21 protein-coding genes and 1 pseudogene are annotated in these 21,629 nt (G+C 72.3%); 14 read left to right on the top strand and 8 right to left on the bottom strand.

The window, feature by feature from the left end:
* Window positions 1-38: 38 nt before the first annotated feature.
* Window positions 39-563, top strand: coding sequence for an SRPBCC domain-containing protein (locus tag ACFYW1_RS10735; protein ID WP_388990016.1), 525 nt, complete (start codon window positions 39-41; stop codon window positions 561-563).
* Window positions 564-578: 15 nt separating this feature from the next.
* Here the strand turns inward: ACFYW1_RS10735 and ACFYW1_RS10730 are convergent, their stop codons facing one another.
* The 3 genes from ACFYW1_RS10730 to ACFYW1_RS10720 form a co-directional block, all read right to left on the bottom strand.
* Complete coding sequence (locus ACFYW1_RS10730) at window positions 579-2,147, bottom strand: ABC transporter substrate-binding protein (RefSeq protein ID WP_388990014.1); 1,569 nt, start codon at window positions 2,145-2,147, stop codon at window positions 579-581.
* Window positions 2,140-4,206, bottom strand: coding sequence for a hypothetical protein (locus tag ACFYW1_RS10725; RefSeq protein ID WP_388990012.1), 2,067 nt, complete (start codon window positions 4,204-4,206; stop codon window positions 2,140-2,142). Before ACFYW1_RS10725 ends, ACFYW1_RS10730 begins: the two co-directional genes overlap by 8 nt.
* A gap of 218 nt (window positions 4,207-4,424) precedes the next feature.
* Window positions 4,425-4,829, bottom strand: a complete 405-nt coding sequence (locus tag ACFYW1_RS10720; RefSeq protein ID WP_388990010.1) for a PLD nuclease N-terminal domain-containing protein — start codon at window positions 4,827-4,829, stop codon at window positions 4,425-4,427.
* A 251-nt stretch (window positions 4,830-5,080) separates the two neighbouring features.
* Between ACFYW1_RS10720 and ACFYW1_RS10715 the strand changes: the two genes are divergently transcribed.
* From ACFYW1_RS10715 to ACFYW1_RS10705, 3 genes are all read left to right on the top strand, one after another.
* Window positions 5,081-6,538, top strand: coding sequence for a menaquinone biosynthesis decarboxylase (locus ACFYW1_RS10715; RefSeq protein ID WP_388990008.1), 1,458 nt, complete (start codon window positions 5,081-5,083; stop codon window positions 6,536-6,538).
* Window positions 6,535-7,452, top strand: a complete 918-nt coding sequence (gene mqnP, locus ACFYW1_RS10710; protein WP_388990005.1) for a menaquinone biosynthesis prenyltransferase MqnP — start codon at window positions 6,535-6,537, stop codon at window positions 7,450-7,452. The genes ACFYW1_RS10715 and mqnP overlap by 4 nt, the downstream gene beginning before the upstream one ends.
* Window positions 7,453-7,617: 165 nt before the next feature.
* Window positions 7,618-8,283 carry a DUF4232 domain-containing protein gene (locus tag ACFYW1_RS10705; protein WP_388990003.1) on the top strand — a complete coding sequence of 222 codons (666 nt, stop codon included), beginning with the start codon at window positions 7,618-7,620 and terminating at the stop codon, window positions 8,281-8,283.
* 16 nt (window positions 8,284-8,299) lie between these two features.
* On the opposite strand, the gene ACFYW1_RS10700 is transcribed toward ACFYW1_RS10705, so the two are convergent.
* Window positions 8,300-8,926, bottom strand: a complete 627-nt coding sequence (locus ACFYW1_RS10700) for a rhomboid family intramembrane serine protease (RefSeq protein WP_388990001.1) — start codon at window positions 8,924-8,926, stop codon at window positions 8,300-8,302.
* 131 nt (window positions 8,927-9,057) lie between these two features.
* On the opposite strand from ACFYW1_RS10700, the gene ACFYW1_RS10695 reads away from it, so the two are divergent.
* Window positions 9,058-9,732, top strand: a complete 675-nt coding sequence (locus ACFYW1_RS10695) for a UbiX family flavin prenyltransferase (RefSeq protein WP_388989999.1) — start codon at window positions 9,058-9,060, stop codon at window positions 9,730-9,732.
* Window positions 9,733-9,740: 8 nt separating this feature from the next.
* Here ACFYW1_RS10695 and ACFYW1_RS10690 read toward each other — a convergent pair whose 3' ends face one another.
* Window positions 9,741-9,875, bottom strand: coding sequence for a hypothetical protein (locus ACFYW1_RS10690; RefSeq protein ID WP_388989997.1), 135 nt, complete (start codon window positions 9,873-9,875; stop codon window positions 9,741-9,743).
* Window positions 9,876-10,007: 132 nt separating this feature from the next.
* Here ACFYW1_RS10690 and ACFYW1_RS10685 point away from each other — a divergent pair, with 132 nt between their 5' ends.
* From ACFYW1_RS10685 to ACFYW1_RS10660, 6 genes are all read left to right on the top strand, one after another.
* The gene (locus ACFYW1_RS10685) at window positions 10,008-10,463 is read left to right on the top strand and encodes an Lrp/AsnC family transcriptional regulator (protein WP_148840816.1); all 456 of its coding nucleotides are present in this window, start codon (window positions 10,008-10,010) and stop codon (window positions 10,461-10,463) included.
* A 99-nt stretch (window positions 10,464-10,562) separates the two neighbouring features.
* Window positions 10,563-11,726 carry an aminofutalosine synthase MqnE gene (gene mqnE / locus ACFYW1_RS10680; RefSeq protein WP_388989995.1) on the top strand — a complete coding sequence of 388 codons (1,164 nt, stop codon included), beginning with the start codon at window positions 10,563-10,565 and terminating at the stop codon, window positions 11,724-11,726.
* 134 nt (window positions 11,727-11,860) lie between these two features.
* Window positions 11,861-12,388 (top strand): GNAT family N-acetyltransferase, encoded by a 528-nt coding sequence (locus ACFYW1_RS10675; protein ID WP_388989993.1) that lies wholly within the window; start codon window positions 11,861-11,863, stop codon window positions 12,386-12,388.
* A gap of 217 nt (window positions 12,389-12,605) precedes the next feature.
* Window positions 12,606-12,860 carry a DUF4229 domain-containing protein gene (locus ACFYW1_RS10670; RefSeq protein ID WP_388990192.1) on the top strand — a complete coding sequence of 85 codons (255 nt, stop codon included), beginning with the start codon at window positions 12,606-12,608 and terminating at the stop codon, window positions 12,858-12,860.
* A gap of 454 nt (window positions 12,861-13,314) precedes the next feature.
* Window positions 13,315-14,658: a dicarboxylate/amino acid:cation symporter gene (locus ACFYW1_RS10665; protein ID WP_388989991.1), complete on the top strand. Its 1,344-nt coding sequence runs from the start codon at window positions 13,315-13,317 to the stop codon at window positions 14,656-14,658.
* A gap of 189 nt (window positions 14,659-14,847) precedes the next feature.
* Window positions 14,848-15,471, top strand: coding sequence for a TetR/AcrR family transcriptional regulator (locus ACFYW1_RS10660; protein ID WP_388990190.1), 624 nt, complete (start codon window positions 14,848-14,850; stop codon window positions 15,469-15,471).
* A 31-nt stretch (window positions 15,472-15,502) separates the two neighbouring features.
* Here the strand turns inward: ACFYW1_RS10660 and ACFYW1_RS10655 are convergent, their stop codons facing one another.
* A complete protein-coding gene (locus tag ACFYW1_RS10655; protein ID WP_388989989.1) occupies window positions 15,503-15,775 on the bottom strand; it encodes a hypothetical protein in 273 nt (90 codons plus the stop codon).
* On the opposite strand from ACFYW1_RS10655, the pseudogene ACFYW1_RS10650 reads away from it, so the two are divergent.
* Window positions 15,737-15,826 (top strand): annotated as a pseudogene (locus tag ACFYW1_RS10650) (IS5/IS1182 family transposase); the annotation flags it as partial. The gene ACFYW1_RS10655 and the pseudogene ACFYW1_RS10650 overlap by 39 nt on opposite strands.
* On the opposite strand, the gene ACFYW1_RS10645 reads toward ACFYW1_RS10650, so the two are convergent.
* Both ACFYW1_RS10645 and ACFYW1_RS10640 read right to left on the bottom strand, forming a co-directional pair.
* Window positions 15,823-16,704 carry a MaoC/PaaZ C-terminal domain-containing protein gene (locus ACFYW1_RS10645; protein WP_388989987.1) on the bottom strand — a complete coding sequence of 294 codons (882 nt, stop codon included), beginning with the start codon at window positions 16,702-16,704 and terminating at the stop codon, window positions 15,823-15,825. The pseudogene ACFYW1_RS10650 and the gene ACFYW1_RS10645 sit on opposite strands and share 4 nt — an antisense overlap.
* A gap of 3 nt (window positions 16,705-16,707) precedes the next feature.
* Window positions 16,708-18,036: a 3-oxoacyl-ACP reductase gene (locus ACFYW1_RS10640; protein WP_388989985.1), complete on the bottom strand. Its 1,329-nt coding sequence runs from the start codon at window positions 18,034-18,036 to the stop codon at window positions 16,708-16,710.
* Window positions 18,037-18,107: 71 nt separating this feature from the next.
* Between ACFYW1_RS10640 and ACFYW1_RS10635 the strand changes: the two genes are divergently transcribed.
* Together ACFYW1_RS10635 and ACFYW1_RS10630 are read left to right on the top strand one after the other, a co-directional pair.
* Window positions 18,108-19,391 carry an acetyl-CoA C-acetyltransferase gene (locus tag ACFYW1_RS10635; RefSeq protein WP_388990188.1) on the top strand — a complete coding sequence of 428 codons (1,284 nt, stop codon included), beginning with the start codon at window positions 18,108-18,110 and terminating at the stop codon, window positions 19,389-19,391.
* A 141-nt stretch (window positions 19,392-19,532) separates the two neighbouring features.
* Window positions 19,533-21,437, top strand: a complete 1,905-nt coding sequence (locus tag ACFYW1_RS10630) for an AMP-dependent synthetase/ligase (protein WP_388989983.1) — start codon at window positions 19,533-19,535, stop codon at window positions 21,435-21,437.
* Window positions 21,438-21,629: the final 192 nt, after the last annotated feature.

Raw genomic sequence — 21,629 nt, 5'->3', positions numbered from 1 at the left:
CGGGTGCGGAGCGCCCACCGCGGGGCCACGCTGGAACCATGACCGATGCGACCCCCGTCATCGAGTACGGCACCAGCGAGACCCGCGGTGACCTGCACGTCCTGCGGTTCACCCTACGGCTGCCCCACCCCGTTCCACGGGTGTGGGCAGCCGTTGCCGATTCCGGTGGACTGAGCGGCTGGCTGGCCGGGGCCGAGCCGTTCCAGCGGCGCATGGGCGGCGCGATCACGCTCCACCGACTGAACGCCGAACGGGGCGGGGACGCCGCCCCCGTCCCGGGCACCGTCACCGCCTGGGACGTCGAGCGGGTCGCCGAGTACACCTTCGAGGAACCCTTCGGCCGGGTTCGCTTCCACCTGGAGCCACCGCGCGGCGACCACGTGCTGCTGCGCTTCACCAACGAGTTCCGGGGCGACGACGCCCTGGCCCTGGACCGCCTCGCGAGCTGGCACGACCACTTCCAGTACCTCGTGGAGGCCCTCGACGGCTATCCGGCCGACTGGTCGAGGTGGACCCCGGTGCGCTGGGCCGGGCTGCGCGAACAGTACGCGGCCCGGCACTGAGCCGCGCCCCGGGCGTTACGGGGCCACGGCCGGCGGCAGGCACGTGGCGTCCGGCGGCCTCCCCTCCGGCCAGGCGAGCGCCACGAACCGCTGGAGGGCGGCGTCGGCCGACAGCTCCACCACCGGGACCGCCTTGTTGTACGGGTTGCCGTGGTTGTCCAGGCAGATCCAGCCGCCGGCACCCGACACCTTCAGCGAGCCGTTCACCCGGGACCACTGCTCGCCCACGTCCGCGAGCTCCGGCAGCCGGCCGCCCGGACTCGCCCGCCGGACGGCCTGCACGGCCAGCGTCATCGCGTCGTGGGCGATGATGAGCTGGCCGTCGGTGAGGTCCTCGTGCCCCGTCGGCCCGATCGGCCCGGCCGGTGCCTTCGACAGCGTGGTCAGCAGGTCCAGGAAGTCCTGGTAGTCCCGCGGGGAGCCGCCGGTCGTCGCCTTCCCCTTCGCGGGCGCCGTCGCCCAGGCGTCGGGGTGGGCCAGCGAGGCGTAGCGGACGGTGACCTTGTGGCGCAGCGCGTTCCGGTCGAGCTTCTTGTCGCTGCCCAGGTACGAGCCCTCGTCGCCGGTCAGGATCGTGAACGGGCGGTCCTGGCAGCCGCGCCCGCCGAGCGCGTTGATGAACTGCCGCAGCTGGACGTGGCGGCCGGCGAAGAACACCGTGTCCGCGTCCTCGGTGTCGCAGATCAGATGGGTGATGTCACGGAAGGCGTTGGCCGTGTTGCCCTCGTCGTTGGGGTCGCTGCGCGAGGTGAACAGCTGCGGCTTGTAGCGGGTGCCCCGGACCAGCCGGGTGAAGGCGCCGCGCAGGGTGTCGGTGTAGTGGTCGCCGGTCCGGGTGTCCTGGACCAGCAGCGCCTTCTCCGCCTTGACCCGCCCGAAGTGGGCCAGGGCGGCGGCCTCGTCCCGGTTGGTGGGGGAGACCCGGGCCAGACCGGGGAACGGGTCGGACCGCGGGCCGTTGGCGATGTCGTCGGCGGTGATGGTGGTGCCGACGACCGCGATGTGCGCCGCGGTCAGCTCCCGTACCGCCGACTTGATCTCGGTGCTGCTGGTGGCGACGCCCGACACGGCCCGCAGGTGGTCGGGGGCGCCGGTCATCGTCTTCAGCCGCTCCACGGCCGGGCGCCACAGCAGGCTGTTCTTCCCGGTGTTGGCGAGCACCAGCCGGATCTTCGGCACCTGGTCGTTGGAGAGCCGGTTGGCCCGGTACTGCGCGGCGAACGCGCCCTGCAGCTCGTGCTGCATCTTCGTCCGCATCGCCGGGTCCGGCGAGGTCAGCGGCAGCAGCAGCGCGACCGTGGCGTATCGGCCGTTCTTCAGGGTGGCGTTCTCCCGGGCGATGGCCGCCACGACGTCGGTCAGCTGGGACTGGCCGAAGTCGTAGGTGCCGCCGTCGGCGACGCCGACGCACTCCTCGCTGCCGAAGGGCCGCTCGACGCCCTTCGCGCAGGAGCGGTCCTCGGGAGCGGTGAGCCGGCCGAACGCGTACCAGCCCCCGGTGAAGGCCAGGGCGCCGGCCACCACGGAGGAGACGACCTTCTGCCGGGCGGTGTACCAGAGCCGGTAGCGCAGCGGGTTACGCATCGTCGCCTCCCGGCGGCATGGACAGCGGGCGCCAGGCCCGGATGTCGCGCGGCCAGTGCTTCGCCGCGTCCCACAGATCGCTGTTGCCGGTCGGATGGCGGCCGGAGAGCTGCCGCAGTTCGTGTGCCATCTTGTCGATCACCTCTTCGTCCGGCAGGGCAAGCGGGTCGGACAGCAGCCAGAGGCCGTGCAGCAGCCGGCGCAGCCGCGTGTGCAGCTCCGCAGCCGCCGGTTCGAGCCCCGGGGGCGGCGCGTGGCCGGCCCGGCCGAGCGCGACGGCGCGCCGGGGGTCGGGGCCGGTGGACCCCGGGGCGCGGGGGTACGGGGCCGAGACGGTGAAGCACAGCGCGCCCAGCCACCCCCGTACGTCCGGCTCGTCGAACCGCAGCCGCAGATGGGTCACGCACGCCTCCGCGTCGCCCAGCACCAGCTTCTGGTGCAGCAGGTGCGGGACGCTCGGCAGGCGCCCGCCCGGGGCGTACGCCCCGCGCAGCGTGACGTGCACCGCCTGCCACACCCCGTGCGAGGGGTGGGCGTCGTCCTGGAAGCGCAGCCGGTGCAGGAGCAGGGCCCGCAGCAGCGGATCGGCGACGAAGTGTCCGGGCCCGACCGGCCAGCCGTCGGCCCGCAGCGCGTCGCGCATCCGCAGCGCCACGTCGCCGTCCGGCGCGGCCCGGCCCAGCCGGTCCTCCGCGAGCAGCCGGGCGGAGTCCTCGCCGTGCGCGGCGGCCAGCACGCCGAGGTGGTCGAGCCGTTGCACGGGCCCCGGCACCAGCCGGGCCAGCAGTTCGTCGGCGACCCGGGCGGGCGCCCGGTCCTCGCGCACCTCCACCACGGCGTCCAGCAGCGACCCCGGCACCAGCGGGGCGGGATCGGGCGACCGGCCCGCCGCCAGCGCCAGCAGCTCCACGGCCAGCGGGCGCCCGCCGGTCAGCCGGTGCACCCCGCGGGCCAGCCCGGCCGGGGTGCGCCCCCGGGGGTCGTGCCGGTCGAAGGCGGAACGCACCTGCTCCGGATCGAGTGGGGTCAGCTCCACGGCCAGGATGCCGGACGTCACGCCGGTGGTCCGGGACCAGTGCGAGGCGTGCGCCACCTCCGGCAGCCGCCGCCGCACGGCGTGGGTCAGCCCCTCGTGGTCCCGCACCCGCGAGGTGGCGAACACCGCGATCCGGTCGTGCGTCCCGGCGGCCCGCTGCCGCAGCAGCGGCCCCACCAGCTGCCGGCCGAGCGGCACGTGCGCGTTGTCGACGAGCAGCACCGGGCGGCCCCGGCGGGCGCCCCGGGCCAGCCCCCCGTACGCCCGGACCAGGTCCTCCGCCATCGCCAGCACCAGATGGTCCTCGGCGCGGCGGCGCAGGTCGCCGCCGCGTTCGAAGTCGACCGCCAGCTGGCGCAGCCCGACCCGGCCGTTGCCGCCCGCGTGCGGATAGCGCCCGTACCAGTCCGCCGAACGCCGCTGGAACCGGCTGAACGATTCCTCCATGACCGTCTCGACCGTGGCCTCGGCGACCATCCCGGCCATCGGGGCCACCGCGTCGAAGGCGCTGGCGGCCAGCTTCGTCAGCACCTTGGTGACCCAGCCGGTCGCCGCGTCACCGCGGCCGTCCACGGTCGCCAGGAGCGGGCCGAGCGACTGGAGGTCGCGCTGCGCCCGGGTCTCGTCCTCACGGGTCCAGGAGATGGAGGCGACGGCCACCAGCCCGAGGCTGAGGCGGGGGAACTGCACCGGACGCGCGGCCCGTACCCGCGCCGTCAGCTGGGCGGCGAGCTGCGGCAGCGCCCCGGTCACCGGGGTCCAGCCGGGGCCCGGGTCCTCGGGCGGCAGGACGGCCTCGCAGTCGACCAGGGCGACCGGGGTGACCTCCCGGTACAGGTGGCGCAGTTGCTTGAGCACGGCCGTCTTGCCCATGCCGCGCCCGCCGGTCAGCACGGCGACCGGCGGATCGACGGGGTGCTCGTAGGCGGCCCGGGCGGAGCCGTACGGGGTGAGACCGGTCAGTCGCGCCGCGAGTCCGTCGTTGCCGAAAATCGCCTCGCGCCCGTACAGCTCTCTGTCCACAGCACCCCCAGCTTCGACGCCCCATTCGATCTGTCACACCGTCAACACAAGGGTATCGGGAGGGCGTTGGGTAAAGGAGAGGATTTTCGAACGATCAGGGGCGGGGCCGTACGACCGGCCGGTACCGGGCACTTCGCACACCGGTACGCATGACGACGCCGCCCCCCGCCCGGACGACGGGCGGGGGGCGGCGGCAGCGGTGTGGGGGCTCCTTCGGCCTACGAGGCGGGCGGCGTCGGCTCCTCAGGCCCCGTCCCGCTCTCGCGGCGCTTCAGCTCCTCCTCGCGGCGGCGCAGGTCCGCCTCCCAGTCCTTGAGGAGCGACTCGTCCTTCTTGTTCTCGTCCTTCAGCGCCTTCAGGAACTCCGGGTTGTCGTCCGGCGCCACCCACTGCGTGCGGTGGTTGCGGTGCCACTCGGACGGCGTGCGGCCCCCGGCGGGCGCGGTACGCATCTTGCCCGCGGCCAGCCAGACGATCGGTCCCACGATCCAGAACAGCAGGATGATGAAGACCCAGGCGATCTTCGGCAGGTGCTTCGCCTCGTCCTCGGGGGTGTTCAGGCAGTCGATGAACGCGTAGATCGTCAGTGCCAGAGGCAGGAGATAGATCAGGGCCCGAAGCATGATGGAGAGGTCCCCCCGCGGAGAGATGGCGGGGCTTTGTCCTGCCCCGGTGTGGGGCCAGGGTAACCGGTACGCGCGACATCCCACGGCGAGCCGGTTCCCGTCACGGCGGAAGCCCTCCGGCGCGGCCCCGCGACCGGGCCGCGCACGGTCCGTGAACCCGGCACGGTGACGCCGGAGCGGGTGGCTCCGGGCCGCCCGCGGGTGGGGCAGTCCGGGTGATCCACGGGCGTGGTGACAAACTGGACGGCATGGCTTACGACGATCTTCGTTCCCTCCTCCGGGCCCTGGAGCGCGAGGGCGAGCTCAAGCGCATCAAGGCCGAGGTCGATCCTCACCTGGAGGTCGGCGAGATCGTCGACCGGGTGAACAAGGCGGGCGGGCCCGCGCTGCTCTTCGAGAACGTCAAGGGGTCCTCGATGCCCCTGGCCATGAACGTCTTCGGGACCGACCGGCGGTTGCTCAAGGCGCTCGGGCTGAAGTCGTACTCCGACATCTCCGACAAGATCGGCGGGCTCCTCAGGCCGGAGCTGCCGCACGGCTTCGTCGGGGTGCGGGAGGCGTTCGGCAAGCTCGGCTCGATGGTGCACGTTCCGCCGAAGAAGGTGAAGGGGGACAGCGCCCCGGTCCAGGAGGTCGTGCTCACCGGCGACGACGTGGACCTCGACCGGCTGCCCGCGCTCTTCACCTGGCCCGAGGACGGCGGTTCCTTCTTCAACCTGGGCCTCACCCACACCAAGGACCCCGAGACCGGCATCCGGAACCTGGGGCTGTACCGCCTCCAGCGCCACGACCGCCGCACCATCGGCATGCACTGGCAGATCCACAAGGACAGCCGCAACCACTACCAGGTCGCCGCCCGGCGCGGGGAGCGGCTGCCGGTCGCCATCGCCTTCGGGGCCCCGCCCGCCGTCACGTACGCCTCCACCGCGCCGCTGCCCGGGGACATCGACGAGTACCTCTTCGCCGGCTTCCTCCAGGGCAAGCGGATCGAGATGGTCGACTGCAGGACCGTGCCGCTCCAGGTCCCGGCGCACGCCGAGGTCGTCCTGGAGGGATGGCTGGAGCCCGGGAAGATGCTGCCCGAGGGGCCGTTCGGCGACCACACCGGCTTCTACACGCCGCAGGAACCGTTCCCCGCACTGACCATCGACTGCGTGACCATGCGCAGGCGCCCGCTGCTCCAGTCGATCGTGGTGGGCCGGCCGCCGACCGAGGACGGGCCGCTGGGACGGGCCACCGAGCGGTTCTTCCTGCCGCTCCTCAAGATCATCGTGCCGGACATCGTGGACTACCACCTGCCGGAGGCGGGCGGCTTCCACAACTGCGCGATCGTCTCGATCGACAAGAAGTACCCGAAGCACGCCCAGAAGGTGATGAGCGCCATCTGGGGCGCGCACATGATGTCGCTGACCAAGCTGATCGTGGTGGTGGACTCCGACTGCGACGTCCACGACCTGCACGAGGTGGCCTGGCGGGCGCTCGGCAACACGGACTACGCCCGCGACCTGACCGTCACCGAAGGCCCCGTCGACCACCTCGACCACGCCTCCTACCAGCAGTTCTGGGGCGGCAAGGCGGGCATCGACGCGACCCGGAAATGGCCCGAGGAGGGCTACACCCGGGACGGCGGCTGGCCGGAGATGGTCGAGTCCGACCCGGAGACGGCGGCACTGGTCGACCGCCGCTGGAAGGAATACGGACTGTGAGCGCGGCCGAAGCAGCGCTGGGCCCCGGCCCCGCGCGGCCGAACAGCAGGGTCAAGGCGTTCCTGCGGCTGGTGATGATCGAGCACTCGGTCTTCGCGCTGCCCTTCGCGTACATCGCCGCCCTGACCGCGATGTTCCTGGACGACGGGTCGATCCACTGGCTCACGCTGCTGCTGGTCACCGTCGCCATGGTGGGGCTGCGGACCTTCGCGATGGCCGCCAACCGGATCATCGACCGGGAGATCGACGCCCGCAACCCGCGCACCGCGAACCGGGAGCTGGTCACCGGGGCGGTCTCGGTGAAGTCGGCGTGGACCGGGGCGCTCGTCGCCGTCGTCTTCTTCCTGGGCGCCGCGGCGCTGCTGAACCCGCTCTGCCTGGCGCTCGCCCCGGTCGCCGTCGTGCCGATGGTGGTCTATCCGTACGGGAAGCGGTTCACCCACTACCCGCACGCCATCCTCGGGATCGCGCAGGCCATGGGGCCGGTCGGGGCCTGGCTCGCGGTGACCGGAAGCTGGTCGTGGGACGCGGTGATCCTCGGTCTCGCGGTGGGGATCTGGATCGGCGGCTTCGACCTGATCTTCGCCTGTCAGGACGTCCAGGCGGACCGGGCGCACGGGGTGCTGTCGGTGCCGGCCCGGTTCGGCGTCCCGGCCGCGCTGTGGGGCGCCCGGGTCTGCCACGTGATCACGACCGGGCTGCTGGTCTGGTTCGGGCTGGCCACGGAGGCCGGACTGTTCTACTGGGTCGGCATGGTGATCGTCGCCGTCGCCTTCGTGTACGAGCACCGGGTGGTGCGTCCGCACGACCTGTCCCGGCTGAACCGGGCGTTCTTCTCGGTCAACGGGTTCATCGGCATCGCCCTGTTCGCGTGCGCGCTGCTGGACCTGCTGGTGCGGGGCCTGACGGTCTGAGCAGGCCGCCGCGGGCCGTGCCCGGCGGTGTGTAACAGGGGTGTATTAGCGGGAGGCCGGACGGAACGTGCCGTCCGGCCTCCCGCTCTTGGTGATCAGGAACGCGCGCTTGGTACGACCCGTACCGGGCGGCCGGCACTCCCCACCGACACCGAGGAAGCAACGATGCGTTCAAACAAGATCACCTTCGCCGCCCTGGTCGTTGCCGCGGGCCTCTCGCTCACGGCCTGTCAGAACGGCGAGGACGACCTGGGGCAGGACGCCCCGCCCTCCGCGTCCGCGTCCGGCGGTTCCGCCGCGTCCGGCGGTTCGGGCTCGGGCGGTTCGGACGAGGGCGGGAAGGACTCCGGCGGCAAGGGCTCCGGCGGGCAGGGCACGGCCGCCGGGACCGGTTCGGGCGGGGGCGGGAACGGCAAGTGCCGTACCGACGAGCTGGAGGTCACCGCGACGGACAGCACCATCGGCGGCGACACCGAGGGGACCGTCGCGGTGGAGTTCAAGAACGGCGGCGGCCGGGACTGCACGCTCTCCGGGTACGCGGGCGTCGACCTGAAGACCGCCTCGGGAACGGTGTCCGCGCAGCGCACCGGTGAGAAGTCCGAGCCGATGGTCCTCAAGGACGGGAAGTCGGTGTACTTCGGCATCACCTACCCGGTCAACGATTCGGGCGGCTCCGGCGTCCGGATCACGGGGCTGGTGGTGACCCCGCCGAACGAGACGAAGTCGGTCACCCTCGACTGGCCGGGCGGCGCCACGCTGCCCGTCACGGACGGCTCCGGCGCCCAGGTGAAGGTCGGTCCGATGGGGAGCGCGGGCCAGGGCGAGGGCTGACCCCCGCCCCGGGGTCCTAAGGGCGGGCGGGTGGCACGGCGCTCGGGCCGTGCGCGCGGCGGCGGAAGACGAACGCCGCCGCGACGCCCGCCGCCAGTCCGAACAGATGGCCCTGCCAGCTGACCGAGGTGTTGGCCGGTGAGATCCCCAGCAGGATCGACGAGCCCCAGGTCGCGCCGACGGCCAGGCCGACGAGCACGTCGAGGAACCGGCGGTCCACGAAACCGCGCACGAGCAGGTAGCCGAAGAGGCCGAAGACCAGCCCGGACGCGCCCGCCGTGTTGGAGTGCTCCGGCGAGACCAGCCAGACGCCGAGGCCGTCGATCACGATGATCATCGCGGCCACGGCGGCGAACCGGCGGATGCCGCCGAGCGCGGCGAGGAAGCCGAGGACCAGCAGCGGCACGCTGTTGGACGCGACGTGGCCGAAGCCGAAGTGGACGAAGGACGCGGGCACGACGTCCAGCAGCTCGGCGGCCCGGCGCGGCTCGATCCCGAAGCCGTCCAGCGCGTGACCGGTCGCCGCGTCGACGGCCTCCAGCAGCCAGAGGAACGCCACCCACCCCAGCATCAGCTTCGCCGCGGTTCTCGCCCGGTCGCCGGCGTTCCACACCGGTGCCGCACGCCTCGAGGTCGCGGTCATGGTGGCCCCCCTGCCGTTCCGTGTCGCCCCGTTGCCGTTCCTGTCCCGGACCTGGAAACGCCTGGGGCCCCTTCCCCGGTTCCGGTTCCGGGCGGGCGGATAGGCTCAGGAGTGTGGATTCCGGGACATCAGTGAGCCAACACCAGCGTCAGCCTTGGATTGTCGGGGTTTCCGGAGCATCGGGTACCCCTTTCGCCGCCGCCGTGCTGCGCGGGCTGCTGGCGGCGGGGGAGAGCGTCGATCTGGTGGTGAGCCGGGCCTCGCGGCTGACCCTGCTGGACGAGACCGGGATCGCGTTCCGCGACGCGCACTGGCGGGATGATCTGCGCGCGTGGCTGGCGCGCGGCGCGGACGGGAAGCCGCACACCTTCGACACCGACGTCGAGGGCGTACGGCACTGGGCGGCCGGTGACCTCGCGGCCGGGCCGTCCTCGGGGTCGTACCCGGCGAAGGGGATGCTGATCGTCCCGGCCTCGACGGCGTGCGTGGCCGGGGTGGCGCTCGGACTCTCGAAGGACCTGCTCCAGCGGGCGGCGAGCGTGACGCTGAAGGAACGGCGGAGACTGGTCGTCGCCGTCCGGGAGACGCCGCTGAACGGGCAGACGCTGAAACATCTGGTGAGCCTGGACGAGGCGGGTGCCGTGGTGCTGCCCGCCTCTCCGGCGTTCTACGCGGGGGCGACGCACATCCAGGATCTGGTGGACTTCGTCGCCGGGCGGGTGCTGGACGCGGCAGGGGTGCCGCACGACCTGTACCGCCGGTGGGAGGGGGAGCTCGGTGGTGGCTCCCGCGACTCCGGGGACTGACCTCGTGGTCAGCGCTTCTTCATCGTGCGCGGCTTGCGGGCCCGGTCGACCCGGTGGGCGGCGGCGGGCTGGTGGGCACGCGAGCGGTTGGCCAGGTCCTGCAGCTCGCGCATACGGGCGTAGGCCATCTCGATCGAGTACACGGTGTTCTCACTCCTGAAGATTCGAAAGCATATTTTGGATGTTCGAGAAGATTTGCAGGCGATGAAGCCTGCATGCCTTAGATTCTACACACAGACTCGCGATACTGCTGAACAATGGAAGGTTTCAGTCACATGGACGCGGTGGACAGGCAGCTCATCCAGGCACTCAGGGAGAACGGCAGGGCCTCGTACGCCGAGCTGGGACGGCTCGTCGGGCTCTCCGGGCCCAGCGTCACCGACCGCATCAACCGGCTGGAATCCGCCGGGGTCATCACCGGCTACCGCGCCACCGTCGACGCCGCGTCCCTGGGGCTCGGGGTCACGGCCCTGATCGGCATCTCGCTCTCCGACGCGGCCGACCACGAGGACGTGGCGCGCCGGCTGAAGGACCTCGCGGAGATCGAGGACGCCTGGTTCATCGCGGGCGACGACTCGTACATGCTCAAGGTGCGCGTCGGCGACGTGGACGGGCTGGAGAAGACCATCCGCCGGCTCAGCGGCACGAAGGGCGTCTCGCGCACCCGTACCACGATCGTGCTCTCCACGAAGTGGGAGAACCGGGTCGGGGAACTCCCCGAGGAGGTGTAGGCGTACGGTGGTGGAGCCCCCGGTGATACCGGGGGTTTCTCCCGGTATCACCGGTTGCCGGGAGGGCACCCAGCACGTCGACACATTGGAGGCAGCCGCATGGACGTCGGGCTCAAGCGCGAACTGGAGGAGAAGGTCCGCGCGGGGGAGCGGCTGACCCGGGAGGACGGCGTCGCCCTCTACGAGTCGGACGACCTGGCCTGGCTCGGCGGTCTGGCGCACGAGGTGCGGACGCGCAAGAACGGCGACGTCGTGCACTTCAACGTCAACCGGCACCTCAACATGACCAACGTGTGCACCGCGTCGTGCGCGTACTGCTCGTTCCAGCGCAAGCCGGGCGAGAAGGACGCGTACACCATGCGCATCGAGGAGGCCGTCCGCCTCGCGAAGGCGATGGAGGGCGAGAACCTCACCGAGCTGCACATCGTCAACGGGCTGCACCCCACCCTGCCGTGGCGCTACTACCCGCGCTCGCTCAGCGCGCTGAAGGAGGCCCTGCCGCAGGTCTCCCTCAAGGCGTTCACCGCCACCGAGATCCACCACTTCGAGACGATCTCCGGGCTGTCCGCCTCCGAGATCCTCGACGAGCTGATCGAGGCCGGTCTGGAGTCGCTGACCGGCGGCGGCGCGGAGATCTTCGACTGGGAGGTCCGGCAGCACATCGTGGACCACGACACCCACTGGGAGGACTGGTCGCGCATCCACCGCCTGGCGCACGAGAAGGGGCTCAAGACCCCGGCGACGATGCTCTACGGACACATCGAGGAGCCCCGGCACCGCGTCGACCACGTGCTGCGGCTGCGCGAGCTCCAGGACGAGACCGGTGGTTTCCAGGTCTTCATCCCGCTGCGCTACCAGCACGACTTCGTGGACATGAAGGACGGCAAGGTCCGCAACAGGCTCCAAGCGCGGACGACGATGGCGACCGGCGCCGAGGCGCTGAAGACCTTCGCGGTCTCGCGGCTGCTGTTCGACAACGTCCCGCACGTCAAGGTCTTCTGGGTGATGCACGGCGTGCAGACCGCCCAGCTGGCGCTCCAGCACGGCGCGGACGACATGGACGGCTCGGTCGTGGAGTACAAGATCACGCACGACGCGGACAACTACGGCACGCCGAACAAGCTCGGCCGTGACGACCTGCTGGAGCTGATCCGTGACGCGGGCTTCCGGCCCGTCGAGCGCAACACCCGGTACGAGATCATCCGCGAGTACCCGGGCCCGGACGCCGGGCGGCGCGAGTCGCCGCAGCCGATGCGCGTCTGACGCCGTACCGCGCGACGGGACGCCCCGCGCGCGACGTGAGGGACCCGCGAGGAGAGCCCCGGCCGCCCGGCCGGGGCTCTCTCACGTTCCGGACACCGTTTGAGGCGCCGGGCGGTAATGGTTAATCTGCCACTATGGCACTTACATTCGAGCTGGACCCCAAGTTCGACCGCGCGCTGCGGGACGGCATCGCCGAGCTGTGGACCGACGTCTCCAACGCGGGCGGCGCGGTCGGCTTCGTCCCGCCCGTCACGTCCGACGACATCCGGCCCGAACTGGTCAAACACCTGGTCTCCATGGCCGAGGGCCGCACCCGGCTGCTGGTCGGCCTCGACGAGGAGGGCGCCGTGGCCGCCACCGCCTTCCTCACCCTGAACACGCACCGGCTGATGGCCCACTGGCTCTGGCTCTACACGGTGATGGTCCACCCCCGGCACCAGGGCAAGGGCTACGGCCGCGACCTGATGGACGCCGTGGCCGGGGCCGCGCGCGGGATCGACGGGATCGAGGCCGTCCGGCTCACCTGCCGCGGCGGCACCGGCGTCGACCGGTTCTACGCCTCGTGCGGATACAAGGAGGTCGGACGGGTGCCCGACGCGATCCGGGTCGCCGAGGGGGACGACCGCGACGACATCATCATGCTGCTGCTGCTCGGCCGGTGACCGCGGGGCGCGTCGCCGGCGCCCCGGCCGGCCGGTTACGGGCGGCGCGGCGGCGTGGGAGTGCGTCGGCGCGGCGGCGCCTTTGGCGGAGCCCTCCGAAGTGATCGATTCCGGGGCATGCTTCACTGGTCGGGCAGGATCGAAGGACTGTCACACGTCGAGAGAGGGGCCAACTGTGTCCGCTGCCAAGCCGAGCGCGACAATCCGGTACACCGTGATGCGGCTCGGCATCTTCGTCGGATGCTTCGCCGTCGCGGCCGTGGCCGTCCACTTCGGTCTGCTGCCCTCCGGGACGAACGGCTCCAATCTCGTCTGGGTGATTCTGCTCGCGCTGGTCCTCTCCGCGCCGCTCAGCTACGTGCTGCTGCGCAAGCAGCGCGACGAGATGTCCGAGCAGATCGTGTCCACGGTCGACCGCGCCAAGGGGCGCCTGGAGGCGAACCGGACCCGCGAGGACCACGTCACCCCGTGACCGTTCCCGTGGCCGCCTTCACGCGGCCGGCGGACGGCGCCGAGGGGCCCGTAAGGGCTCTGTAAGCTTCCTCACGGCCGCACGCTTTTCACCCGAAACCCCAGCGCCGGAGCGCCCGCTCCTGTACTGGGGTTTTGTCGTGCCCGCAGGCTTTCGGGCGGCCGGCGCCGAGGTTGCCGACGGGCCGGGATCAAAGAATTACTTTGAGAACCTCAAAGTTCAAGTGTTAACGTATTCATCATGAAGACCGCAGTGCGCCACCGATCCGCCGCGAGCGTCCCGCTCGTGGTGCGCCTGCACGTCGATCTCTGCCGCTGTATGTCCGCGGCCTGTTGCCGCAACGTCTGAACCGGCACCATGCAGCGGCGCCGCCCCCGACGCGGGCGCCGCACCCCCGTCCCCCTCCGCGCCACCGTCCCCGTGCGCCCCGATGCGTCACATCTGGAGTGTGTCCGTGTCCGCGAATCCCGCGTCCACCGCAGCCGACAGCAAGCCCGGCTCCGGCTTCCGCATACCCAAGGTCCCGTTCTGGGCCCAGATAGTCGCCGGTCTCGTCCTCGGCGTCGTACTCGGCTGGCTCACCCGCACGTACGACATCGGCTGGCTCTACACCACGCTCGACAAGGTCGGCCACATCTTCATCCAGCTGCTGAAGCTGGCCGTCGCGCCCCTCGTCTTCTTCGCGATCCTGGTGTCGATCACCAACCTGCGCAAGGTCAACAACGCCGCCCGGCTGGCCACCCGCACCCTGCTCTGGTTCATGATCACCTCGCTGATCGCGGTCGCCATCGGCCTCACGATCGGCCTGGTCACCAACCCGGGCTCCGGAACCGGCCTCACGCCGAAGGACGGCAAGCTGCCGGAGCACGCGGGCTCCTGGCTCGACTTCCTCACCGGCATCATCCCGGACAACGTGATCACGCCGTTCACCGAGCTGAACGTGCTCCAGATCGTCTTCATGGCCGCCGTCGCCGGCATCGCCGCACTCCAGCTCGGCGAGAAGGCGCAGCCCATCCTCAGCCTCAGCGAATCCGTCCTGGAGCTCCTCCAGAAGGCCCTGTGGTGGGTCATCCGGCTCGCCCCCGTCGGCACCGTCGGCCTCATCGGCTACGCGATCGCCGACTACGGCTGGGACCTGATCGGCAAGTACGCGACGTTCACCGCCGACGTCTACATCGGCTGCGCCCTGGTGCTGTTCGGCGTGTACCCGCTGCTGCTCGCCACCGTCGCCAAGCTCAGCCCGCTGCAGTTCTTCAAGGGCGCCTGGCCCGCGATCCAGCTGGCCTTCGTCTCCCGCTCCTCGGTCGGCACCATGCCGGTCACCCAGAAGGTCACCGAGCGCCTCGGCGTCCCGAAGGAGTACGCCTCCTTCTCCGTCCCGTTCGGCGCCACCACCAAGATGGACGGCTGCGCCGCGATCTACCCGGCGCTGGCGGCGATCTTCATCGCGCAGATCTTCGACGTGCAGCTGGGTGTCGGCGACTACCTCCTGATCGCGTTCGTCTCGGTCATCGGCTCGGCGGCCACCGCCGGTCTCACCGGCGCGACGGTCATGCTGACCCTCACCCTCTCGACGCTGGGCCTCCCGCTGGAGGGCGTCGGCCTGCTCATGGCCATCGACCCGATCCTGGACATGATGAGGACCGCCACGAACGTCGCCGGCCAGGCGCTGGTACCGGTGATCGTCTCGGCCCGCGAGAACATCCTCGACCGCAAGGCGTACGACTCGGCCTCGTCCTCCCCGGTCGACGACGAGGTGCTCGACGCCGAGCAGCGGCGGGTGCCGGTCGCGGCGTAGGACCCGCACGGACCACGGTCCTTTCGTGGGCCCCTTCCCCGGTCTCGGGGGAGGGGCCCGCGGTGCGTCGTGGGGGAGTGCCGGTGACCGGTCGTCGTGCGGTGGGAGGGGCTTCGCGCCGTACTCTTGACCGGGAGTGGTCCACGGGGGTGGGAGGAAGTCGACGTGGGTGCTGTGAAGAGCAAACGGATGCCTCGGGCCGTGCGCGAACAGCAGATGATGGACGCCGCGGTGCGGACCTTCGGGCAGCGCGGGTACCGGGCGGCGTCGATGGACGAGATTGCCGAGCTGGCCGGGGTGTCCAAGCCGCTCGTCTACCTGTATCTCAACTCCAAGGAAGAACTCTTCACGGCCTGCATCAGGCGTGAGGCGAAAGCGCTGGTCGAAGCGGTGCGGGCCGGGGCGGAGCCGGGGCTTCCGGCCGATCGGCAGCTGTGGTCGGGGCTGCGGGCGTTCTTCACGCACACGGCGGAGCACCCGGACGGCTGGGCGGTGCTGCACCGCCAGGCGCGCACGCACGGGGACCCCTTCGCCAACGAGGTGACGGTGATGCGGGACGAGATCGTTGCTTTCGTGACGGAGCTGATCGGGGCCGCGGCGCGCGAGGCGCACCACGATCCGGCGCTTCCCGACCGGGACGTGTCGGGGCTCGCGCAGGCGCTCGTGGGGGCCGCGGAGTCGCTCGCCGGCTGGGCGAACGAGACCCCGGGCGTCTCGGCGAAGGAGGCCGCGGCCACCCTGATGAACTTCTCCTGGGCGGGGCTGGAGAACCTGATGAACGGCCGTCCCTGGCTGCCCCCGGCCTCTTCCTAGGTCCTTGGTTCTCTTTCTCCGAGAGCTCGTCTCAATTGGTGAGGTGCCGTCGGATGAACGGTGCCGCTCCCAGGACGAGTGCGGCGAAGACGGTCAGCCGCTGAAGGCCGGGCTGGGCGGCGAGGTTGCTGTGCTGGATGCCGTAGACCGCGTACCAGTTGGCGGCCAGATCGGTCACCATGACGGCGCAGGCCAGGAAGTGCTCGGCCTTGCGCTCGTATCGGGGGTGCAGGCGTCGGCAGCCGCCGTCCCGACGGCCCGGCCCGCCGGCTGCCGGCGACTCGACCACCGCTACGGACGCCACCTCCGCAACTACCCGGCCTTCCTCGGACTCGCCGCCACCCTCTGCTGCTACGACACGGTCCAGGTGCCGGGTTCGGCTTTCGGGGCCGAGGTGCGCAGGGTCCGGCCGGTGAGGTGGACGCGGCCGTCGGCGCCGCGCAGTCGGAAGCCGGTGGCGTCCGCCGCGTGGGTGACGGTGGAGGGCAGCAGGACCGGGGCCCTGAAATCGGCCCGTACCCCGTGGACCTCGGCGGGCCGGGGGGCCTCGGCCAGGCAGCGGGCGAGGGTCCACATGCCGTGGGCGATGGGGCGGGGGAAGCCGAGGAGCCGGGCGGTGAGCGGGTACAGGTGGATGGGGTTCCGGTCACCCGACGCGGCGCCGTAGCGCCGTCCCAGATCGCCGGGCAGCCGCCACTCGGCCAGGGCGGGGGGTTCCGGGGCCGTGCGGTCGGGTGCGGGGGTGGTGGCCGGGTCGGGCGTGGGGGCGGCAGGGGTGCGGGGGCGGTGGCGGGAGAGGTAGCCGCTGCGGGACTCCCAGACCAGTTCGCCCGCCAGTCGGGCCTCGGTCACCACCGTGACCTCGGTGCCGCGCCGGTGAGGGGCCAACTCATCGGCGTACACCGTGAGTTCGAGCGGGTCGGCGGGGTGCGGCGGCCGGTGGCGGGTGATCTCGATCCAGGTGTGGACGAGTCCGACGACCGGCAGCGGGAACCTCCGGGCGGTCATCAGCCGCAGGGCGGCCGGGAAGCCCAGGACGTGCGGGTAGGTGAGCGGCAGCGGGCCCGGGTCGGTGAAGCCGCAGATCCGGCGGTACGCGTCGAGCGGTCCGGGGGCGGCGGGCGCGGCCGGGAGGACGATCCGGTCGGCGGGCAGGGCGGCGCCGGGGCGGCCCGCCCTCTTGAACGGGGAGGTGACGGCTCCCCGTACGAGTGCCACGTTCGGGTTCGGCACGGGTCATGCCCCCAGCAGGCTCTGGCCGCAGACGCGCACGATCTGGCCGTTCACGGCCGTCGAGGCGGGCTGGGCGAACCAGGCGGTCGTCTCGGCGACGTCGACCGGGAGGCCGCCCTGCGCCAAGGAGTTCATGCGGCGGCCGGCCTCCCGGATGAGGAGGGGGACGGCCGCGGTCATCTTCGTCTCGATGAAGCCGGGGGCCACCGCGTTGACCGTGACGCCGTGGTCGGCGGCGGCCTGCGGGGCCAGCGCGCGGACCAGGCCGATGATGCCGGCCTTGCTCGCGGCGTAGTTCGTCTGGCCGTTGTTGCCCGCGATGCCCGCGATGGAGGCGGTGGCGACGATCCGGCCGCCGCGGTTGACGGTGCCCGCCTTCAACAGGGCGTCCGTGGTGCGCAGCACGCTGTCGAGGTTGACGTCGAGGACCGAGGCCCAGCGCTCGGCCGGCATGTTGGCGAGCCGGCGGTCGCGGGTGATGCCCGCGTTGTGCACGAGGACGTCCAGGCCGTCGGGGGCCGCCGCGGCGATCCGGTCCGCCGCGTCCTCCGCGGTGATGTCCAACGGCAGCGCGGTGGCGCCGAGTTCCCCGGCGGTGCGGGCCAGCTCGTCCCGTACCCCCGGGACGTCCAGGCAGATCACCCGGGCGCCGTCCCGGGCCAGCACCCCGGCGACCGAGGCACCGATGCCCCGGGCCGCGCCGGTGACCAGCGCGGTGCGTCCGGCGAGCGGGGCCGTCCAGTCGGCCACCGGGTCGGGGGCGGCCGCAGTCAGTTCGATCACCTGGCCGCTGAGGTACGCGGACCGGGGCGAGAGCAGGAAGCGCAGGGTGGACTCGGCCGGGGCGACGGCGTCCGGGGCGATCCGGAGCAGTTGCACGGTGGCGCCCCGGCCGACCTCCTTGCCCAGTGAGCGCGTGAACCCCTCCAACGCCTGCTGGGCGGCGGCCTGGTGGTGGTCGTCGGCCGACGGCCGCACCCCCACCACCACGACGCGCCCGCCCGGCGCGAGGGAGCGGATCACCGGGTGCAGCGCCGCGTGGACGGCGGTGAGCCCGCCGGGAGCGGTCACGGCCGTGGCGTCCAGCACGATCCCCGCAGGCCGTGCGGCGTGCTCGGCACGGTCGGTGACGTCGAGGCCGGTGGCCGCGAGGAGCGCGCCGAGCTCCTGCGTGATCGCGGAGTCCCCGGCGGTGAGGTGCAGCAACGGGCCGTCCAGCGACGGAGTTCCGGGCGACCAGCGGCGCAGCGGGGCGGGGCGGGGGAGCCCGAGCCGGCGGGTGAGGAAACGGCCGGGTGCTGTGCCGGTGAAGTGCAGATAGCGGTCGGCCATTGTCCGGACTCCCTGCTCGGTCGTAGATTTACCAAGGAGTAAGGTTACTCAGGAGTCAGGAGTTGGTCGAGATGGTCCCCCTGGAACTCCCGCGGCCCCGCCGGGTCGCGGTCATCGGCGGCAGCCGCATCCCGTTCGCGCGCGCGGACGGCCCGTACGCCCAGGTCTCCAACCAGCAGCTGCTCACCGCCGCACTGGACGGGCTGGTCGAACGGTTCGGACTCCAGGGGGAGTTGATCGGGGAGTTCGTCGCGGGGGCGGTGCTCAAGCACAGCCGCGACTTCAACCTGGCCCGGGAGACCGTGCTCGGTTCGGCGCTCGACCCGCGCACTCCGGCGTACGACGTCCAGCAGGCGTGCGGCACCGGCCTCCAGGCCGTCGTCGCCGCCGCGAACAAGATCATGCTGGGGGCCGTCGACTCGGCGATCGCGGGCGGCGCGGACACCGCGAGCGACGCGCCCCTCGGGGTCAACGACGAGCTGCGCGGGCTGCTGCTCGCCGCCCGGCGGGCGCGGTCGACGGGCGCCCGGCTGAAGGCACTCGCCGGAGTGCGCCCCCGCCACCTCGTGCCGGACATCCCGCGCAACGCGGAACCCCGCACCGGCCTCTCGATGGGCGAGCACGCGGCGATCACCGCCCGCCGCTGGGGCATCACCCGCGAGGACCAGGACCTCCTGGCGGCCACCAGCCACCAGCGGCTGGCGGCGGCGTACGAGCGCGGCTTCCTGGACGACCTCGTCGTCCCGTTCCGCGGACTGACCCGCGACCAGAACCTGCGCCCCGGCTCCACGGTCGGGAAACTCGCCGCGCTGAAGCCGGTGTTCGGCACCGACCACCCCGACGCGACGATGACGGCGGGCAACTCGACCCCGCTCACGGACGGCGCCGCGACCGTGCTGCTGGCGAGCGAGGAATGGGCCCGCGCGCACGGCCTGGAACCGCTCGCCTACCTCTCCCGGTACGAGACGGCCGCCGTCGACCACGTGAACGGTGACCGTGCGAACGGCGAGGACGGGCTGCTGATGGCCCCCGCGCACGCCGTGCCGCGGATGCTGGAGCGGGCCGGGCTCACCGTCGAGGACTTCGACCTGTTCGAGGTCCACGAGGCGTTCGCCTCCCAGGTGCTGGCCACCCTCGCGGCCTGGGAGGAGCAGGGGTTGGCCCCCGTGGACCGGGACCGGCTCAACGTCGCCGGCTCGTCGCTCGCCACCGGCCATCCGTTCGCCGCGACGGGCGCGCGGATCGTCGCGACCCTCGCGCAGCTCCTGGCCGAGCGCGACGGCCCGTCCCGGGGCCTGATCTCGATCTGCGCCGCGGGCGGACAGGGGGTCACGGCCATCCTCGAACGCCCGTGAGGGCCCGCCCCGACCCCTCGCACCGGACGGCACCGGAACTCCGGCCGGTCCGCCGGAACACCGCACCGGACGGCACCAGAGCTCAGCCGGTCCACCGGAAGGCCCCGGTGGCACCGCCGAACCCACGTTGAGGAGCCGCACATGCCCACGCCACCCACCGCCCCCGCGCCCCCCGTCCTCGTGGAGCCGACCGTGGTCAGGGCCACGGACGGTTCGGTGCGGCAGGTCTCCGTACCGGCCGCCGCCCCTCCCGTCCGGCGCGGCTCGCTCGCCGAGATCCCGTTCGACAACGCCCGCGAGGCCCCCGACGACGCCGTCCTCAGCCGCAGGCTCCCGGACGGCGGCTGGCAGGACGTGACGGCCGCCGAGTTCGCCGACGAGGTGCTGTCCCTGGCGAAGGGCCTGGTCGCGGAGGGCCTCGAAGCCGGCGACCGGATCGCGATCATGGCCCGTACCACCTACGAGTGGACGCTGCTCGACTTCGCCGCCTGGGCCGCCGGGCTCGTCACCGTCCCCGTCTACCCGACCTCCTCCGCCCACCAGGTCCGCTGGATACTCCAGGACTCCGGCGCCGTCGCGTGCGCCGTCGAGACCGCGGACCAGGGCCGGCTGGTCAGCCAGGAGCGCAGACAGCTCGGCGGCCTGGTCCATCTGTGGCAGCTCGACACGGGGGTGATCGGGCGGCTGAGGCGGCTGGGCCGGGACGTTCCCGACGAGGTGGTGGCCGCCCGGCGCGGCACGCTCGAACCGGAGACCCCCGCCACCCTCATCTACACCTCCGGCACCACCGGCCGCCCCAAGGGCTGCGTGCTGAGCCACGGCAACTTCTTCGCCGAGGTCGACAACGCGATCGAGCTGCTCCACCCGGTCTTCAAGTCGGTCAGCAAGTACCCCGCCTCCACCCTGCTCTTCCTGCCCCTCTCGCACGTCTTCGGACGCATGGTCGCGATCGGCTGCCTGCGGGCCCGGGTCCGGCTGGGCCACGCCCCGTCGATCCGGACCGAGGACCTGCTCGCCGACCTGGCGGGGTTCAAGCCGTCGTTCCTGCTGGCCATCCCGTACGTGCTGGAGAAGGTGTACAACACGGGCCGGGCCACCGCGGAGAAGATGGGCCGGGCCGCGTCGTTCGACCGCGCCGCGCGGATCGCCCAGCGCTACGGCCAGGCCCTGGAGGCCGCCGAGCACGGCACCGGACCCGGCCCCGGCCCGGCCCTCAGGGCGGCCCGCGCGCTGTACGACCCGCTGGTCTACCGCCGCATCCGGGCGGCGCTCGGCGGCCACGTCCGGTACGCGATCTGCGGCGGCTCCCCGCTGGGCCGACGGCTCGCCGCGTTCTACGCGGGCGCGGGCATCGAGATCTTCGAGGGCTACGGCCTGACGGAGACCACCGCCGCCGCCACCGTCACCCCGCCGCTCCGGCCCCGGCTGGGCACCGTCGGCTGGCCGCTGCCCGGCACCGCCGTACGGATCGCGGACGACGGCGAGGTGCTGATCGGCGGCGGCCAGGTGTTCCAGGGCTACTGGGATGCCGCCGCCGGCCGGGCCGTCCCCGCGCAGGACGGGGGCTGGTTCGCCACCGGCGACCTGGGCGCGCTCGACGACGACGGCTACCTCACGATCACCGGCCGCAAGAAGGACATCATCATCACCTCCGGCGGCAAGAACGTCGCCCCGGCCCCGCTGGAGGACTGGCTGCGCGCCCATCCGCTGGTGGGGCAGTGCATGGTGGTCGGCGACAACCGCCCGTTCGTCACCGCGCTGATCACCCTGGAGCCGGACGGGCTCGCCCACTGGCGGCAGATGAAGAAGAAGCAGGGCGTGCCGATCCGGGAACTGGTCGAGGACGACGAGCTGCGCACGGCCCTGCGGCGCGCGGTCGACGAGGCGAACCGGCTGGTCTCCCGGGCGGAGTCGATCCGCGAGTTCGCCGTCCTGCCCGTGGACTTCACCGAGGAGGGCGGCCATCTGACGCCCTCGCTGAAGCTGCGGCGCGACGCGATCGCGCGGGACTTCGCGGCGGAGATCGAGGCGCTGTACCGGAAGTGAGGGCACCGTACCGGTGGCGGCGGCGTCGCGCCCGGCCCCCGCCGGTGGGTCCGGAAGAAGGCGTCGAGCAGGCAACTTCCCCGCCACGGACCCATTTTGGGCCCACCGATTGGGCCCGGTGGGTCTACTGCCGGGGCGGTGGGTCCGGCACGCTTGCGTCCGTCCGACCCGCAGTGCTGCCCACCCCCCACG

This window comes from Streptomyces sp. NPDC002669, from assembly GCF_042889165.1.
GTDB lineage: Bacteria > Actinomycetota > Actinomycetes > Streptomycetales > Streptomycetaceae > Streptomyces.
This window is presented reverse-complemented; position numbering and strand designations above follow the sequence as displayed.

Excerpts from the sequence above, each read along its gene's own strand:
- ACFYW1_RS10735 (WP_388990016.1), top strand. The coding sequence starts at position 39 with ATGACCGATGCGACCCCCGTCATCGAGTACGGCACCAGCGAGACCCGC.
- ACFYW1_RS10730 (WP_388990014.1), bottom strand. The coding sequence starts at position 2,147 with ATGCGTAACCCGCTGCGCTACCGGCTCTGGTACACCGCCCGGCAGAAG.
- ACFYW1_RS10720 (WP_388990010.1), bottom strand. The coding sequence starts at position 4,829 with ATGCTTCGGGCCCTGATCTATCTCCTGCCTCTGGCACTGACGATCTAC.
- ACFYW1_RS10715 (WP_388990008.1), top strand. The coding sequence starts at position 5,081 with ATGGCTTACGACGATCTTCGTTCCCTCCTCCGGGCCCTGGAGCGCGAG.
- ACFYW1_RS10705 (WP_388990003.1), top strand. The coding sequence starts at position 7,618 with ATGCGTTCAAACAAGATCACCTTCGCCGCCCTGGTCGTTGCCGCGGGC.
- ACFYW1_RS10700 (WP_388990001.1), bottom strand. The coding sequence starts at position 8,926 with ATGACCGCGACCTCGAGGCGTGCGGCACCGGTGTGGAACGCCGGCGAC.
- ACFYW1_RS10685 (WP_148840816.1), top strand. The coding sequence starts at position 10,008 with ATGGACGCGGTGGACAGGCAGCTCATCCAGGCACTCAGGGAGAACGGC.
- mqnE (WP_388989995.1), top strand. The coding sequence starts at position 10,563 with ATGGACGTCGGGCTCAAGCGCGAACTGGAGGAGAAGGTCCGCGCGGGG.
- ACFYW1_RS10675 (WP_388989993.1), top strand. The coding sequence starts at position 11,861 with ATGGCACTTACATTCGAGCTGGACCCCAAGTTCGACCGCGCGCTGCGG.
- ACFYW1_RS10670 (WP_388990192.1), top strand. The coding sequence starts at position 12,606 with ATGCGGCTCGGCATCTTCGTCGGATGCTTCGCCGTCGCGGCCGTGGCC.
- ACFYW1_RS10660 (WP_388990190.1), top strand. The coding sequence starts at position 14,848 with ATGCCTCGGGCCGTGCGCGAACAGCAGATGATGGACGCCGCGGTGCGG.
- ACFYW1_RS10640 (WP_388989985.1), bottom strand. The coding sequence starts at position 18,036 with ATGGCCGACCGCTATCTGCACTTCACCGGCACAGCACCCGGCCGTTTC.
- ACFYW1_RS10635 (WP_388990188.1), top strand. The coding sequence starts at position 18,108 with ATGGTCCCCCTGGAACTCCCGCGGCCCCGCCGGGTCGCGGTCATCGGC.
- ACFYW1_RS10630 (WP_388989983.1), top strand. The coding sequence starts at position 19,533 with ATGCCCACGCCACCCACCGCCCCCGCGCCCCCCGTCCTCGTGGAGCCG.